The sequence below is a fragment of the Prevotella sp. genome, from assembly GCF_051059605.1.
Lineage (GTDB): Bacteria > Bacteroidota > Bacteroidia > Bacteroidales > Bacteroidaceae > Prevotella.
Genome location: NZ_CP050883.1, coordinates 2,940,466 through 2,957,175, shown reverse-complemented (window position 1 = coordinate 2,957,175; position 16,710 = coordinate 2,940,466). Strand labels below are relative to the sequence as shown.

The 16,710-nt window shown below is 36.1% G+C and carries 8 protein-coding genes; 1 reads left to right on the top strand and 7 read right to left on the bottom strand.

Annotated features, from left to right (window positions below; translation table 11 throughout):
• Window positions 1–744 precede the first annotated feature (744 nt).
• The 7 genes from HEQ28_RS11520 to HEQ28_RS11490 all read right to left on the bottom strand — a co-directional run bounded on the left by HEQ28_RS11520 (window position 745) and on the right by HEQ28_RS11490 (window position 14,483).
• Entirely contained in the window at window positions 745–1,836 is a 1,092-nt protein-coding gene (locus HEQ28_RS11520; RefSeq protein ID WP_434502565.1) for a BACON domain-containing protein, read from the bottom strand.
• 6 nt (window positions 1,837–1,842) lie between these two features.
• The gene (locus HEQ28_RS11515) at window positions 1,843–3,144 is read right to left on the bottom strand and encodes a DUF4302 domain-containing protein (RefSeq protein ID WP_434502563.1); all 1,302 of its coding nucleotides are present in this window, start codon (window positions 3,142–3,144) and stop codon (window positions 1,843–1,845) included.
• Between the two features lie 15 nt (window positions 3,145–3,159).
• Entirely contained in the window at window positions 3,160–4,083 is a 924-nt protein-coding gene (locus HEQ28_RS11510; RefSeq protein WP_434502561.1) for a zinc-binding metallopeptidase, read from the bottom strand.
• A gap of 18 nt (window positions 4,084–4,101) precedes the next feature.
• Complete coding sequence (locus HEQ28_RS11505; RefSeq protein ID WP_434502559.1) at window positions 4,102–5,691, bottom strand: RagB/SusD family nutrient uptake outer membrane protein; 1,590 nt, start codon at window positions 5,689–5,691, stop codon at window positions 4,102–4,104.
• A 10-nt stretch (window positions 5,692–5,701) separates the two neighbouring features.
• Entirely contained in the window at window positions 5,702–9,022 is a 3,321-nt protein-coding gene (locus HEQ28_RS11500; protein WP_434502557.1) for a SusC/RagA family TonB-linked outer membrane protein, read from the bottom strand.
• Between the two features lie 604 nt (window positions 9,023–9,626).
• Window positions 9,627–11,267 carry a RagB/SusD family nutrient uptake outer membrane protein gene (locus HEQ28_RS11495; protein ID WP_434502555.1) on the bottom strand — a complete coding sequence of 547 codons (1,641 nt, stop codon included), beginning with the start codon at window positions 11,265–11,267 and terminating at the stop codon, window positions 9,627–9,629.
• An 18-nt stretch (window positions 11,268–11,285) separates the two neighbouring features.
• A complete protein-coding gene (locus tag HEQ28_RS11490; RefSeq protein WP_434502553.1) occupies window positions 11,286–14,483 on the bottom strand; it encodes a SusC/RagA family TonB-linked outer membrane protein in 3,198 nt (1,065 codons plus the stop codon).
• A 527-nt stretch (window positions 14,484–15,010) separates the two neighbouring features.
• Between HEQ28_RS11490 and HEQ28_RS11485 the strand changes: the two genes are divergently transcribed.
• Window positions 15,011–16,693, top strand: a complete 1,683-nt coding sequence (locus HEQ28_RS11485; RefSeq protein WP_434502551.1) for a C10 family peptidase — start codon at window positions 15,011–15,013, stop codon at window positions 16,691–16,693.
• The last annotated feature ends 17 nt before the right edge of the window (window positions 16,694–16,710 follow it).

Genomic DNA, 16,710 nt, shown 5'->3' with positions numbered 1-16,710 from the left:
ATATCAAAACCGAACTGTAATAATAGTGGCAATCGTCATCCACCCAATCTTGTAGTTTCATTGATAATCATTTGTTTACCTACGTTAGGTAATACCCTTTTTCACGTTAGGCAATTCAATTACCTAACGTGGGTAATCAAGTTGTTCACGTTGGGTAACCCGATTACCTACGTTGGGTAATCGGATTACACACGTGCTGAGGTAATCGAATTACCCAAAAGTTATAAAAATTTAGGTAATAGTTTGTGCACTCTGTTTCTGTATTTAGTTGCATCCTTTAAATTCATTCTCTGATGTTTACATATATTTATGGAGTAGATTTTTAATTATACATCTATTCAGGAAGCCTGAGTTTATATTCGATAAAAATAAGCACAAACATGTATTATGTTAATAGTATAATTGCGAAAAAATCGTCAAAAACAGGTATGATTTAGAGTTTAATGTCACTTTTAGCCCTATAATGTCACTTAATGTCACTGGCTGAAGCCCGATAAACAAAGGGTTTGTGACATTATGACATTAGTGGCATTAAAAAAACTTTTTCTGGTAGAGGGTCATTGCTCAAGTCCATTTATAGAGGATGTTGCAAAAAACAAACGAGGATCCTTAGTTATATGAATTCTCATGGCCATATTATTTAAGCATTCAAATAAGCGAACTCCTATCCCCATAGATTATTAAAACATTATAGGTGTGCTTTTTAAGCACACCTATAAATTTAAAAGATATTTAGCTAACAACTTATCGCAAGACAAACTTTAATTGGTTTTTCTTTGCTAAATTGGCAATTTTTGCTGGAGAATTGGATTTTTTCACCAAGTAAGGAGAATGTAAATCTACTAGAAATCCTACTTTAGTATTTGCGTTGAGCGCTTTAGCAGAACAAGCCATGAACAATAATGTACCTATTTCATTTCCACTAACAGTTCCACTGAATTCTGCATATGTACCATCTTTACTATTATAATCAAAAGCAGCGCTATATGTTGCACCACCAACATTATATCCTGTTAAAGATTTATTATTAGCATCAGCAAAAACTGTATAGATATAGTATTTACTATAAGCTCCTATATACTGTCCGCATGTAGTTGAAATTGCCATATTAGATCCATCAAAAGTTGTAGGAATCTTAAAATCAAATTCAGGCAAGAACAACGTATCTTGGGAAACAACTGCCTCAAAAACCTGCTGTTGTCCATCACCATCCAGAGAAACAAGATAATAATCACCAGCTAAGTCTGTATCAAAGTCGCCTTGTACAACTTTTATTGAATCTTTATAACTTCCTACATTATATTTAACATAATCAGAGCGTAGATGACCAGTAGTATTAGCAGACATACTAACCTTCAAACTATCTTCAGTATTTGAAACCGTTACCCAATCAGGAGCTGATAAAACATTGAAGTCAAGATTGGCAGACATTGCATAAGTGAAAGAAGCTGCTAGATCTGAGCTATTAATAACAGAAGAAACTGACAGCTGGAAAACAAGACCTCCTTGTACCAAAGGAATATTTACGGAATCAGTTCCATTATGTAATGTGACAACCGTTGAACGACCGTCTCTATTATTATTCTGGTCAACAGCAACCTTCACCGTATCTCCTACGACACTAGTCTTGCACCAAGTAGCATTTGAAGATGCACTTACCGTGCCTTGAGAATGGAATTCAACTACCCCATTAGCCGCACGAGCAGGAAATACAAGATTACTTTTCACAACACTAATTGTGGATTCTTTTCCATAAGGATTATCAATATTATCGCTACAAGCGGCAAATACTAGTATACCCAATAATACAATAAATAAATTTATAATCTTCTTCATACTAATTTACTTTTTAATTAATGAGTCTAAATAATAGAAACGATTAGAGTTATTTACAGCCCAAGCTGGATTAACAAAAGCCCCGGCACTTTTACCATTAGAGTCTATAAGCCACATAATAAAAGAATTAAAAGTTATTCCTGGGTATCCATTTGAAGTCCATTTAAAAGCAAGTTTTCCAGAAAGACTAGCACTTTGATTATATGTCAATACCATTCCTGCAGCAGGATCCCATGTAAGGCTTCCGCCTACTTGCCATGCACAAAGCCAGATTTTATAACCTTGATATTCACCTATAACCTGACTATGAAGTTCCAGTATACCTTTTGACTTATTATACTTAAGTACAGGGCTGAAATTAGAGTTCAAGCCATCCAACTTATACGTTGTACCATCACCCGTCGGAGTAAGTTTAACATCCATCGTTAGTGCTGTCTTTGCTCCAGAAACAGGACTATATGTAAACGAATAATCACCTGCATAATCAGAATATTTGAAATAACCAACAGGCAAAGTTCCTTTGAATGTCACGTTAGAAACATCAGTACAAGTCAAAATAGTCTTATCTGCATCAAATATAAAATTTTGCAATTTCTGTCCATTAACTATTATTGGCTCATACAAGCGTACACCTTTATCCGTGATAGTAAAAGCGGTAGAACCGGTTATTGTAGAATCATTACTACTTGAGTACTCAATTTGTCTATTGTCAATATCCACTAAGATGGCAAGATTAGTCTTGTCTACAGTACCTGATGCACCGTTAATAACAAAATTGCCAATAGTAGACTGTACGCTATTTAGATAAACTGATGGCGTTTCCGTCAATGGATGCATCTTCATTATTGAGCCTGTCTTCTTTCCTTTCAACACAACTTCATTAGAATCAGCACTGAGTATTATGAATTCATAATCTGCATGTAGACCTTCATAATTATCGGCACTTGGTGTAGCAAGAGCATGCAACACAGTGTTGTAAGTATCAAAAGTCAATACAGGGCCATCATCCGTCGTGAGTTTATAATATGAGGTTGCAGTATCAGTAGACAACTCTGATGATGCAGTACATGTAAGTGAATCAAATTTCACGGTAAAAGCATAACCTCCATATTGTTGATTGTCACCTACATAATAATCTATTAACCAACCCTTTTCTGATCCCTCGAGCACCTTTCTTGTTTTATCTAGTGTATTTTGCATACGCAATGACGAAGGCTCGTCGAAAAGATCTTCCTGATCTTTCATACAAGACTGAAAGACAAGCAAAGGAAGAAGCAATAGTAATAATTTAAATATATTATTTTTCATAATTGTATGCTTTCGTTATTTAATTGTTAAATCACTTAAGTTTATCTTATCAGCAACAACGTCATATTCACGGCGCAATACAGAAGTTCTTAACTTATCAATATCAATATTCCAAGAATTCTTCATATACGACCTTACCATATTAAGTTTTGCCTCAATAAGTTCACGTCCAGTTTTTGGATCATCAGGCGTTCCGGCAGCTTCTTCCATCCAAGCCTCCCATTGCTCAGGTGTGTTTGTTATATACATAGAAAGCATCTCTGCAAAATCCTCACCATGTGAATGCTGGGAATAAGCACTTATAAAACCTCTCTGCAAATAGCCTGAGGCATATTCTGGGACACTCCAACTATCAGCTACATAGCCAGTAGATGTAACAAGCTGAAAGGCTGATGAATAATCCTTTGTCTGATTGAGAATATGAGTAAACTCATGATGGATTGTCTTAAGATACAATTCATTAAGATAATTAAGATCGTTCTTATATTGATCAAGATTATTTACTCCGGTAAGCAATATTTTCTTTCCACTTTCAGCAGTACCAAGAATCATTGTTCCATTGTTTTTATACTCAAATTCTCCGATAAGGAAAAACATCTTCGGAAAATATCGGCGAGTAAATTCAACACCTCCGACCTCATTGTATGCCTCAACACAAGTGTATTTAACGATATGAGCCAATTCCACAGACTGATTATAGTCAGCAGGAACTGTATAAAAAGTCTTATCGGTCTCATTATACTCGTAACGATACTTGAATTCTATATTGTATGGCTGCAAATAATTTACAGTCAACCATTTATCGAAGTCTGTCTTTGTTGAATTATTACCACTATCGGACGTGATTACGCTCTCCGAGCTCAATTCATCCTCAGAACAAGCCGAGAATGACATAGCTACACACGCTAGTAATAATGAATAAAATATATTCTTTTTCATTTTGTTGCTTTTTAAATTCTACCTAGGATTTGATGGAAGTCCTGCTTGTCTAACCTTGAAAGGTATTTGGATAGCACGACGTAAATCATTTGTTGTCAAAGAATCTGTAATCGCTTCTGGCGTTCCTGCAGCACTGATTGTTCTACGGACTATCTTTATGCCGTAACGCTTAATATCAAACCATCTAAAGCCTTCATAACCTGTCTCTATTCGTTTGAAACTCAAAGCACATTGCAACATGCATTCTTGAATACTACCTTCTTTATCAATACCAAAAGCAGGGTGTAGATGTTTCTTTATTGTAGGTGCATCCCATGTTGCATAGCTAAGAGCTTCATAATATGTCTGAACACTCTCAGGGGTAAGCACAACATCTGAGTTAGTATAATTGTGCATCCATGTATTAAGATCATCACAAGCCTTTGTATATTCTTTCAACATGATATAAGCCTCCGCACGTTCCAACAAAGTAAGGTCTGCCTTAAATGCGGGATATACAGTACGGTAATAACCAGTTTTTGCTACAGGATCTAATTCTTCAAACATATAAGGTAACTTTGCCACAATAACGCGGTTTATTCCACTTCCTGAGAAACTCATAGGTTTGCAACGCATATAACTGCTGCTACCGTATATATTAGTTGCCAGCAGGTCCTCTGTTGATGCAAGATATTTGTTATGAGAATATTTTGACAGATATGAATAGTTTCCTCCAAACAATCCAGCTGCAGAAATAGATGTTAGCAACAAAAAGTTTGAATTCGAACTTGCGTCAATATATAAATTACAACGTGGAGTCAGACTGTTTGTTACACCATAAGATTGCATCTTGTCCCAATTTTGCAACATTGTCTTTGGTGATGCACCAAGACATACAGATGCATATTCGGCAGCCTTATCCCATTTTTCATAAAACAAATAAAAACGTGTGGCAAATGCATAAGCTGCCTGACTATTGAAATGATACTTTGGCACTGTATAATGTGTATCACCAACAAGCGGTAATGCTTCTTGTATATCCTTATCTATCATTTCATAGTCGTGAGCAACTGTTCCACGTTCATATTTAGGATTCAGAGTATTCTCTGGTTCCGTAAGATAAGGAACACCTAGATCAGTTGTGCTAGTCTTAGAATTATAATTCAAGCAAAACTCATTTGTCAGTATGAAATGTGAATATGCACGACAAAGTAACGCCTCGGCCTTTGTCTCTTTAAGTTTGGTTGTTGTTGCTCCACCAAGCTCTTCTATTGATTTCAACGCCTGATTAGCTGAAGCTATTGATTTATAACAACTCTGCCACAGCTCCTCCGAAGACTCATTATTTTCATCTGTAGCATCGTTCCAAGAATACACCTGGTCAAGAAAACGTGATGTATAGTTTGCAAATGTAGGTCCCATGTCGTCAACATTATCAGACATGTATTCATTCAGAAGAATATAATCATTAGTAGGGTAAGCCGATGTGGTAAGACTTGCAATCTTATCTTCTGAGTCAACCTCTGCACGGTTATCAGGCATCTTATCCAGATAACTATCACAAGAAGCTAGTGATATACTAGCAAAAGCCAGTAATACTATTGAGTATAATATATTATTCTTTTTCATAATTTTCTTTTTAGATACCTATTTTCAATGTGAGTGTGAACTGCTTTGGAACTGGTACAGCAACACCACCGGTGTTGAAGAATTCCGGATCTTGTCCATTCAATTTCTTGTCAGCATAAATTAAGAACAGGTTGGTAGCCTGAAACTTTAATGAAAGATTACTCAATTTCAATGATGACACCCAAGCTTTTGGGAAATCATAACCTAATGAGATTTCCTTCATTCTGACAAAGTCTCCTTTGGCTATGCGCTCAGTCGAATAGTTGTAAGCATTGTATGCATAAGACAAATTCGCATCATTCTTATTTTGAATTGCACTTGCTATAACTGGCACATTTGTGCGGGCCTCGTCTCCAGGAACAGTCCATCTATTATTAAACTCTTTTGGCATTGATGACAGATCATTATATTCATTAGAGAACACAGGATCAAGGCGTACTACATTACCAAAAGAATATGTTATGAATACATTGAGTGACAATCCTTTATATGTGAAGATATTACCAAAACTACCAACATCTGTAGGATCTATACTACCTTCATACTTAAGAAATTTCATTTTTTCAGGATCACTTTCCTGAAAATAGATACCCGTTGTGGTGATGTTACCGTCTTGATCTAGGAATGTTGGCAATCCTTCACGGTTCAAGCCCTTGAAAGGTATTGAGAATAAACTTCTTACAGGATATCCTTCCTGAGCAAAACCATTACCAGAAACCAAATCCATTATACTTGATGTTGTGCGTAGATCAGTAACTTGATTATGTGTATGACTATAGATAAAGCTTGATGTCCAGCTAAAATCTTTTGCCTTTATATTGGTTGTAGAAAGAGATAATTCAACACCGCTTGACTTCATTGAAGCAATATTACCATATTTCATTACCTCTCCACCAACACCTTCAGTTGTTGCAAGACCGATAAGATCGTAATTACGACGAGAATAAACATCCATTCCAAGATTGATACGATTATTAAGAAATCCCATATCCATACCAAAGTTTAATTCATGCTTTTTCTCATAAGTCAAATCACTATTTTCCAAATCAGATATGTATAACTGACTTTCCTTAACACCAGCAAATGGACGCCAAGGATTTTGAGACTTGATAATAACACGTGAATTTGTTACATTTGAAGGACCACGGTCGGCTGTCAATGAATAAGAAAGACGGAATGTCAAATGTGACATTACTGGTTCTAAGCTTTTGAAGAACGATTCTTCGTGAACGTTCCATGCACCTGACAAGTTCCATGTAGGTAACCAGCGTGCAGAACGGCTTTTTCCAAGTCGGTTAGTTCCTTCATAACGTATTGTTCCATTCAATGTATAACGTCCCTTGTAAGAATATGTACCGTTACCAAAGAAAGCTACACTTCGTTCACTAGTGTTACCCATTGTATAGTAATCAGAATTCTGTTCCGCACCTTTCTTAAATACCTGATAAGCATAAGAAGGAGTTTCACCCATATTATACTGCATACCCCAACCACGGAACCATGTATTATGACGATCCACACTGTTAGTCTCCATACCCCCATAAAGGTTTACGATATGTGTATCATTATTAAACGAGTCATTATATTGTGCTGTCGCACGGAAATCATAACCAAACATATTGTTGTCAGTACGATCCACAATACCTCCATAAGGAAGAACGGATACTGGTAATGCATAAATATCGTCGGGATCAGTATACAGATAAGTATTATTTTTACGTATAGTTGATGTCCCCATAGCTCTGTAAGCCATTGCTTGGTTAGAGTTGTCTTTTATATTATGTTCCTGACTTGTGGCACTGTATTTCATAGCACCCAAGACAGAAAGTTCCAACTGACGTAATGGTTTATAAGCTAACTTAGCCTGCATACGGAAATCAGAAACATTTACATCAATATAATTTTGTTCAAGCTCGTTGTTGATATTGAATGGAGCATAATTGCGAGTATAATAATCTGTTGTAGACAATGCTCTAGACGTATTCAACGCAAAAGAATATGGATTTATATCAAATGCACGGTTTACTTTTCCAGAAACAGGGTCAGTAGAAGAACTTATTGTTCCGGGTGCTTTCTGTTTACGATAAGAAGCACTACTAATAAGTCCAAAGGTTATTTTCGGCGACACATTATAATTTGCATTGAAATTAGCAGTATAACGCTGTACCTGACTACTCTTGGTCCATCCAGGATCATACATAGCACTTAAAGATGCGTAATATTGTGCTTTATCTGTACCAGCAGAAATGCTTACAGAATGGTTACTCTGAATAGAATTTGTGAAAAGTTCTTTAAACCAATTTGTATTACGATACTCTGCAGAGCGCAGATATTCCGCTTTGGCTTTAGTCGTATTTGCTAAACCAAACATACCCGTTGTTGAATCATACGTATTCAGCAGTTCATACATTTTACCATATATACCACTATTTACAGCAGTTGATGTCTCAGCATAATTAAGATATCCTTTCTGCTGCAACTCCTGATATATAGACATCTGATCCTGAGAGTTCATAATGTTGAAAGTAGAATAACTAGGTACAAGACGCATTGTATACTCACCAGTGTAGCTGATGTGACTCTGACCAGATTTTCCTTTCTTTGTTGTAACTACTATGACACCTGACATTGCACGAGCACCATAAATAGATGTAGCAGAACCATCCTTCAATATCTGAAAGCTCTCAATATCGTCAGAGTTAAGACCTGCTATCGCCGAACTGATAAGTGTATTGGCATTACCAGAAGAAAGTTGATCAGCACTTACATCAACAACATCTTCCATTATAACACCATCAACAACCCATAATGGTTTTGAACTACCATAAATTGAAGTAGCACCACGTACACGGATCTTAGGAGCAGTTCCAAATGTTCCAGATACATTCTGAACAGAAACACCAGCAGCGCGACCTTCAAGAGAACGGCTTATATCTGGCAGACCGTCAATCTTGGCATTCTGTGCATCGATCTTAGTCGTTGAACCAGTAAACATTCGTCTATCCATTTTCTGCATACCAGTAACGACTACTTCCTGAAGCGAAGTTGAAGGTTTCAATGCAACCTTCATACCCGGTTTTGCTAGAACACTCTGTGTTTCCATTCCAACATAACTAATTGTTAGTTTCTTGTTTGCAGGAACATTCAATGAGAACGCTCCGTCTCCATCGGTAACGGTTCCTGTTTTTGTTCCCTGAATAAATATGGATGCGCCTATAACAGGTTCTCCATCATCTTGGGATACAACAGTACCGGTGATTTTAGTTTGGGCAAAAGCCATCCCTAAAGACAGGAATAGACATACCAAAATCATTGTTAGTTTTTTCTCCATAAAAAAGTCTCTATTAATAATTAATAACTTAATTTTATTATCCACTCGCAAAAATAAGTAAAAATAATATAGCACGCAAGCAAGATTGCAATTATTTTGCATTTATAACTAAATTATACCCATTTAGCAACTAAAAAGTTATTAAAAACAACAATATGGTACATATTTACGTATTTACCTATTTTAAAGTCTCAACCACAGCAACTAGTTAAGTAAGTTTCTGCATTAAAAATAGAATAAGATACAATAAATGCCATTTACAGCAAATAACACTTAACATATATTTATCAAAAAAACATATCATAGACAAATCCCTAGAGAAAGGGAAATTTTAGATAAATACAATTATATTTATTATCAATACAAAGCTTATAATTATATAGCTTTATAATATAAACAGAATAAAATGACTCTAAACTGCTTTTTCATTTCTTTTAGTTACGGTATTATAGCTACGTGTAAAAACAAAACGCAATTTTCATTATATCTGACCCAATTACCCAAAAGTAATGTTATAATAAAAAAGGCAGCAGTAATAAATTACTGCTGCCAAAACTTTTATACATTCTTTTTTACTATAAATATCTAGTAAAAAAGCCGTTAATTATTTAGGAGTATTTCCTGAAGCATCAGCTGCCTTTAATGCAGCATTGTATTCTGTCTCATTCAAAGGAACTTCCCATGTCCACTTATTACCATCACTAGGATTAATTGTAATTGCAACAGAAACATGTGCATTACCACCTTGTGCAAAGCTATGACGCACGATTGGTAAATTCCAACGTTTGAAATCGCTCCATTCGAAGCCTTCACCCCAAAGTTCCAAATTACGATAGTCACGGATTTCTGCAAAAAGTTCATCTCCAGTCTTCGTACAAGTATAATCAGGATTACGCTTTGATGTCACATTCAACTCAATAAGCGCATTTTGAGCATCCGTAGGCTTATTTAAGAAATAATCAGCTTCGGCCTCAATCAATAACATCTCTGAAGAACGTATAAATGGGATATAACCCACACCAGGTTGGTCATCAACCCAGAATTTCAACTGACCATCCAAATAAATATAACCACTTTGATAAGCAGCTGCCATTCCTGAAGGAGTATGTGCCTTACATATAGAATCTGCTTGAGCAAGAACAGCATCGTTACCTAAGCCTAAAATACCAAAATTCTGATGCACATCAGTCGCAGATTTAATATTAATCTTACTAAATTTGTCCTCAGTTATAAATAATTGCTTGCGAGTATCATTATCTGGGATTCTTTCTATCAACTCATGACCTATTGTTCCTGCGCCTGTATTAGTATTATTAGCAGAATAACCATTACATGCCATTTGGGTACCAAAACTCCAATACCAATTCTGTTGGTCAGAAGCACCATAACTACCCATTATCCACTCAGATGTTGGTTTACAAAATCCTCCTGTATACGAAGCATTATCCATGAGATCATATCCATTACGTGCAAGTTTTGCTTGATCCAAAGCTGTAGAATAGTCCTGCTTTGTCAATGCAGCACGCGCATAGACTGCATGAGCGACATTTACATTAGGCAACCAAACCTTACCAGAAGGGCGATCCTCGCCACTTTTTTCAAAAAGATTTATTGCATTTGTACAATCTGTATAAATTTGCTTGTAAGTTTCAGCTAGCGTAGAATAAGCTAAGTCACCTGTTGACTCATCTAAACGAAGCACAAGTCCCTGCGTTGCTCCATTATTACTGTCTTGCCAACGATAGCAATAATAGTTAACAAGCTTTTGGAATGCATAAGCACGGAATGTCAGAGCAGAAGCTTTGACATAAGCCTTGTCTGCATCTGAACCAGCCGCAGCATCAACATTATTAATAATAACGTTTGCTGATCCTATAATCTGATAATAATAATACCAAGCATACGAATCATAGATAGAATTTGTACGAAGATGGTATGTCTGATTATGTATAGGAGCCCATCCAGAGGCATAGATATTATAATTATAATCTTGGCTAGGAAGATCCTCGTAAAGACGAATGATTGCATTCTCTCCAGCAAATCCTTGACTATAAGCATATTGCTGTGTCGTCATTGCCTTTGAAATACCATTTAAAGCCTTCTTCATATTATCAGTACTACTGATAACATCGCTATAACTTACTGACTCAGTAGGATTAGTGTTTAGATAATCACTACTGCACGAAGACAAAGAAGCTACAGCAATGAGTCCGGCAAAGAAAAATTTATTTATATATATTTTCATTTTGTTTTTCCTTTCAATTTAAAAATTGACAGTAAGTCCAAAGTTAAACACTCTAGCAGGGACATAAGTATCATCCATACTACCTGTGAAAGACTGCTGTGGGTTCAATCCCTTACGCTTAGTCATAGTAAACAAGTTCTCTACGCCCGCATTCAAGGTAACTCCAGAAAGCCCCCATCCACTGACAAGAGTTCTTGGAAGAGCATACCCTAGTGTTACATTCTTAAAAATAAGATAAGATGCACTAGTCAACCATCTGTCGCTTGTATCGTTATTATCGGTACTTCTATTGAAGTCAAGTACAGGAATACCCTTTGTATCAATACGATTATTAGATGTTTCAGTCATCCCCTCTGGAATACTAGTCCAAGATTTCAGTAAATCCTTATGAAGAGCTGAAGCTGATGAAGCTGAAGCTGTTGACATCAAACTTTTATAACTGCTATCATATATTTTACCACCAAGGCTATATGAAAGCATCATGCTAAATGAAAATGATTTCCAAGAAAGGTTTGTTCCAAAAGAACCATAAACATCAGGAATAGCAGAACCAGCCCATTGCTTCTTTGCATAAGAGGTCTTTGTAGTATAGTCTGTTCCATTAATTGTTACAAGAGCACCTCCTGCAACAGCCTTAGTCTTACTATCAGGATCCAATGTATATAATGAATTACCAGTCATCTGATCAACACCTTCAAAATGATATGTGAAATACTCGTATGGATCATGTCCCTCTGAGAATTTCATCAAACCGTTAAGAATATCTTTACCATCAGGGAGTTTCTTCAATTTACTACTAAGAGTTGTACCATTAAAGAAAACGTTCCATGTTAAGTTGTTTTTACGAATGATATCAACGTCAGCAGAGAACTCAAAACCACGATTAGAAATCGTACCAATATTTTTCCAAACAGTAAGGTTTGCAGGATCATCATCACTTACATAAGGGAATGAACCAACAGAATAAGGAAGACGAACCTGGAAAAGTAAATCCTTTGAACGCTTATCGAAATAACCAAGTTCAAAGTTCAAGCAATTGAACAAACGACCTTGTACACCTAAGTCAACAGTCTGTGTTGTTTCCCATTTCAAACTATTAGCAGGCAAGCTCTGTCTAATAAGAGCACCAGTTTCAGAATTACCATTCTTGCCAATATAATAAAGAGACTGATAAGCATAATATGAAGCAGCCTTGTCATTACCGACCTCGCCATAAGATGCTCTTGCACGTAAAGTATTCAACCACTTTACATCACGAAGGAAACTTTCGCCCTTAGCATTCCAGTTCAAACCAAAAGAGAAGAAATTTCCCCATCTTGCAGACTTGCTAAAACGTGAACTACCATCACGACGATAAGAAAAATCAGCAAAATATTTTTCGTCATAGTTATAACGTGCACGGAACAAATAACCTTCGGTCTTGTAAGTATCATCAGAACCTACAGAGCTAGAATTCTTAACAAAGTTACCCATAGTCATGTTACCTTGGGCAACCATATCTGTATTCAGTGCATAAGTATAGCTACTCATCCAGCTATGATTTTCATGACCTAAAGTGGCATCAATGTGATGTACTCCATAATCCATTGTCCAATTCAAAAGTTCCTGAAGAGTATAATAATTATACTGGTATGCATAACTTGCTAAACGACCATTGTTTGTTGAACCATCGCCTATTACAGGATTGTTATATGCCTGTCGGTTATTATTAATATGGTTCAAGTCACCGGTAAGAGTGAACGAGAAGCCATAAGGCAACAACGCCGTTCCAAAGATATTAGCACCAATTACCGCACGATGATTCTTATCAGTATCCATATCCATTTCGTAAGAAATGTTACGGTTACTTAAATATGGAGAAGTAGTATCATATTGCTTGTTCCCTGCCAAGTCAAGAGCGTAACTTCCATCAGCATTGTGCATATATATAGGATAAATTGGAGCCATATAACGTGCTACGCTAAATGGATTAGAATAAGCACTTCCCTTAGCATCTTCATTAAACTTTTGGTTATAATACGAACTTGTTAATTTCACTCCTGTTTTAAACCATGTCGTTGGCTTGTACTCAGCCTTAACCAAACCTGAGAAACGCTCAAAACCAATATTTTTTATATATCCTTTTTCATTCAAATAGCCTGCTGATGAATAGACATTAAACTTATCATTGCCAGCACTTACGGACATATTATATTCCTGGCGCCAACCTGTGCGTTCAAGATTATCAAACCAATCTAAGTCGTTATAACCAGACTTTCTCTTTGCTGTCAATTTTCCATTAGCATCAAATAATTTATTATCTGCTCCATCATAGATGTTACGTTGGGCATAATCACTAACCAAATGCTCTGTTGCATAAGCCGCAGCATTCGTTGCGTTCATCTGCAAAGAACCACTCATAGCATAGTTCTTCTCTGCCTGCCATGATGTTTCCATCCATTGATCAGCACCAAGACGATCGTATTCGCTCATTCCACGAGTAAAAACACCTTGATTTATATTCAGGGTAACTGAAGCTTTACCATTGTTCTGTCCCTTCTTAGTTGTAATAATTACAACACCATTTGCTGCACGGCTACCATATAAAGCAGATGAAGAAGCATCCTTCAATATAGACATATTGTCAATATCATTAGGATTAATTTCCGAAATTTTCCCTTCAAAAGGAACACCATCTACTACATAAAGAGGCTCTTCTGCACCTTTTACTAAGGTTCCGATACCACGAATACGAATCTTAGGATCTGAGCCAGGCTCTCCATAAGAAGAGTTAACCTGTACACCAGGGGCTGCACCTTCCAAAGCTGCTGTAGCTGTTGTGGCAAGGCTTTTCTTAATTTTATCCTCTCCGACAACAGATACAGAACCCGTCAGACTGCTGCGCTTAGCTGTACCATAAGCAACAACAACAACGTCGTCAAGTGTTTTGTTATCAGGTGTCAAAACAATCTTCTGGTTCTTTTTCGCAATAACGACCTTAGCGTTCATTCCTATATAAGAAACTTGAAGTTTTGCACCTTCTGGAATAGAAAGTGAAAATGCACCATCAACGTCTGTCACAGTACCAGTGTTGGTACCTAAGACTTTAATTGAGGCTCCGATGATAGGTAGTCCATCCTCCGAAGATGTTACTACACCGCTTACCTGAGTTTGAGCCATAGCCATTCCTAAACTTAGAAATAGACAGGCTAAAAACATCATTAGTCTTTTTTTCATAAAAATCTCTCTCTTAATTAAATTGTATTGTTTTCTTGTTTATTTTGCCCACATCATTATTCCACCTTGTATAGTAAGGCGGAAACTATTATTTAATCAAGAATGAATTAACATTCTTTTCTCGTACTTCAATAAAAACTTAAAAATTACATATGTTGTATACGGGACGCAAAATTAAGGAATATTTGGAATATAACCAAATTTTTTATGCAAAAAGTCACTTTTTTCGACCAAAAAACCATAGATATTCGGTTTTTATAAGTATTTCGTTACGAATTAAAAGCTATTTTAATACAAAAGAGCAGCTTGACATTATAATTTGCATAATAAAATATTGTTAAACATCCAAATTCTTCTAACATAATATAATCAAAGGCATCACAACAATTCTTGCTATGCTTTTCATTTAACATTAGCACTAAAAGAAATGAATTGTAAAAAATATTTTGTAAATTACAAAAAAGAAGTTATATTTGCAGAATAAATAATAGTCATTTCCCATTATTCACATTAAAAATTTATCCATTATGATAAGATTATTAATCCTTTCAATTGCAGTTTTTGCTTCAAGCCTAAGTACATTTGGAGATAACCGTAATCACAGCGAAATGAAAAGAATTGCACAAGAAAAGCTTGTCGGCAAAAGTATGGCAAAGGGTTCTTCAATAATAGACAACGAAGTAAAAGTAATGAAAGATACAGACCAATTTGCTATCTATGGTGCAAAAGGTGCAGGATTCGTTGTAATAAGCCGCAGTAATACATTTCCTGCCGTTATTGGAGAATCAGAGTATGACTATGATTCTACGAATGTAGCCCCTGGATTTAAATGGTGGATGGAAAGCATATCTAAATCCATGGCTTACAGAGATGCCAATAATATAGGGAGAACTTCTATATCTATTTCTTCTACAATAAGTCCTTTCATAGCAACAAAATGGAATCAGGCATTACCATATAATTTATTGTGTCCTAGTGTTGGCACAACACTTACTCATGGATATACAGGATGTGTAGCAACGGCTATATCGCAGATATTAAAGTATTACAACTATCCAGCAACAAGCAAAGGAAGCGGAGGATATTCAATAGTTGTGAATAAAGATACTGTAATAAGATCGGCAACAATCAATACGACATACGACTGGAATAACATGTCAAACACATATTTAAATAGCAGCGCCATAACTCCCGCAAATATAGCTGTTGCGACACTAATGCGAGATGCTGGCTATGGAGCGAATATGGAATATGGTGTAGACGGAAGTGGGACCACTGATTATGAAGCAGCACTATCTTTTATAAATAACTTCGCTTATAATCCATATTCATTAAAATTATTGCAAAAAGAATTATATACAGATGAAGAATGGGTCCAAGTAATATATAATGAGATTAAAAATAAACGCCCTGTTTTGTATGGAGGCTCTACTACGCAGAAAGAAGGCCATGCATTTGTTTTCGATGGAATAAATACAGAAGGAAATGTTGATGTAAACTGGGGATGGGGTGGCGCATGCGACGGATGGTATGACATCTTTGATCTTACGCCTATTGGTAATGGAGAAGAATTTAGTTCGGGAACAACATTCTCGGAAGGCAACGATATGATTATAGGTTTTGATCCACATTCTAATGCGACAGGAAGTGACTTTTCGATATGGGGAACAGACAAAAATTGCAGTTTCTCAATTAGTCCAGACAACAAACTTAGCATTACAATGACAACTTTCTATAACTTTGGGTATAAAACTTTCACTGGTGACTTCGCAATTATTTGTGAAAACACATCTACGTCTGTATTAACACCAATATACAACTTCTTTCAAGGACATAGCTATGAGTCTTTAAGTGGATTTACTTATGGTAAAGAAATTCAAGGAAATTTAGACATTTCAAATCTTTCTCCTGGCACTTACAAAGTTTACATAGCTAGTAAAGCTACTAACGAGACAGCATGGAGTCCAGTAAGGAGTTCTATCACTAATGGAATTATATCAAGCACATTTACAAAGTCAATCACCGGAGAACTTACTATAACAGGCATCAATAAGGTCATACAAGCCAAAACAAACAATGATAAGACCACAAGGATTTACGACATTAGCGGCAAATTATTAAATGTTACTGCAGATGGAAACACTATCTCTGGTAAAGGCATCTTCATCACCAAGCAAGGTAATGTAACAAAGAAGATAATGAAACCGTAATAGCACTGTACAACATA

Excerpts from the sequence above, each read along its gene's own strand:
- HEQ28_RS11520 (WP_434502565.1), bottom strand. The coding sequence starts at position 1,836 with ATGAAGAAGATTATAAATTTATTTATTGTATTATTGGGTATACTAGTA.
- HEQ28_RS11515 (WP_434502563.1), bottom strand. The coding sequence starts at position 3,144 with ATGAAAAATAATATATTTAAATTATTACTATTGCTTCTTCCTTTGCTT.
- HEQ28_RS11510 (WP_434502561.1), bottom strand. The coding sequence starts at position 4,083 with ATGAAAAAGAATATATTTTATTCATTATTACTAGCGTGTGTAGCTATG.
- HEQ28_RS11505 (WP_434502559.1), bottom strand. The coding sequence starts at position 5,691 with ATGAAAAAGAATAATATATTATACTCAATAGTATTACTGGCTTTTGCT.
- HEQ28_RS11500 (WP_434502557.1), bottom strand. The coding sequence starts at position 9,022 with ATGGAGAAAAAACTAACAATGATTTTGGTATGTCTATTCCTGTCTTTA.
- HEQ28_RS11495 (WP_434502555.1), bottom strand. The coding sequence starts at position 11,267 with ATGAAAATATATATAAATAAATTTTTCTTTGCCGGACTCATTGCTGTA.
- HEQ28_RS11490 (WP_434502553.1), bottom strand. The coding sequence starts at position 14,483 with ATGAAAAAAAGACTAATGATGTTTTTAGCCTGTCTATTTCTAAGTTTA.
- HEQ28_RS11485 (WP_434502551.1), top strand. The coding sequence starts at position 15,011 with ATGATAAGATTATTAATCCTTTCAATTGCAGTTTTTGCTTCAAGCCTA.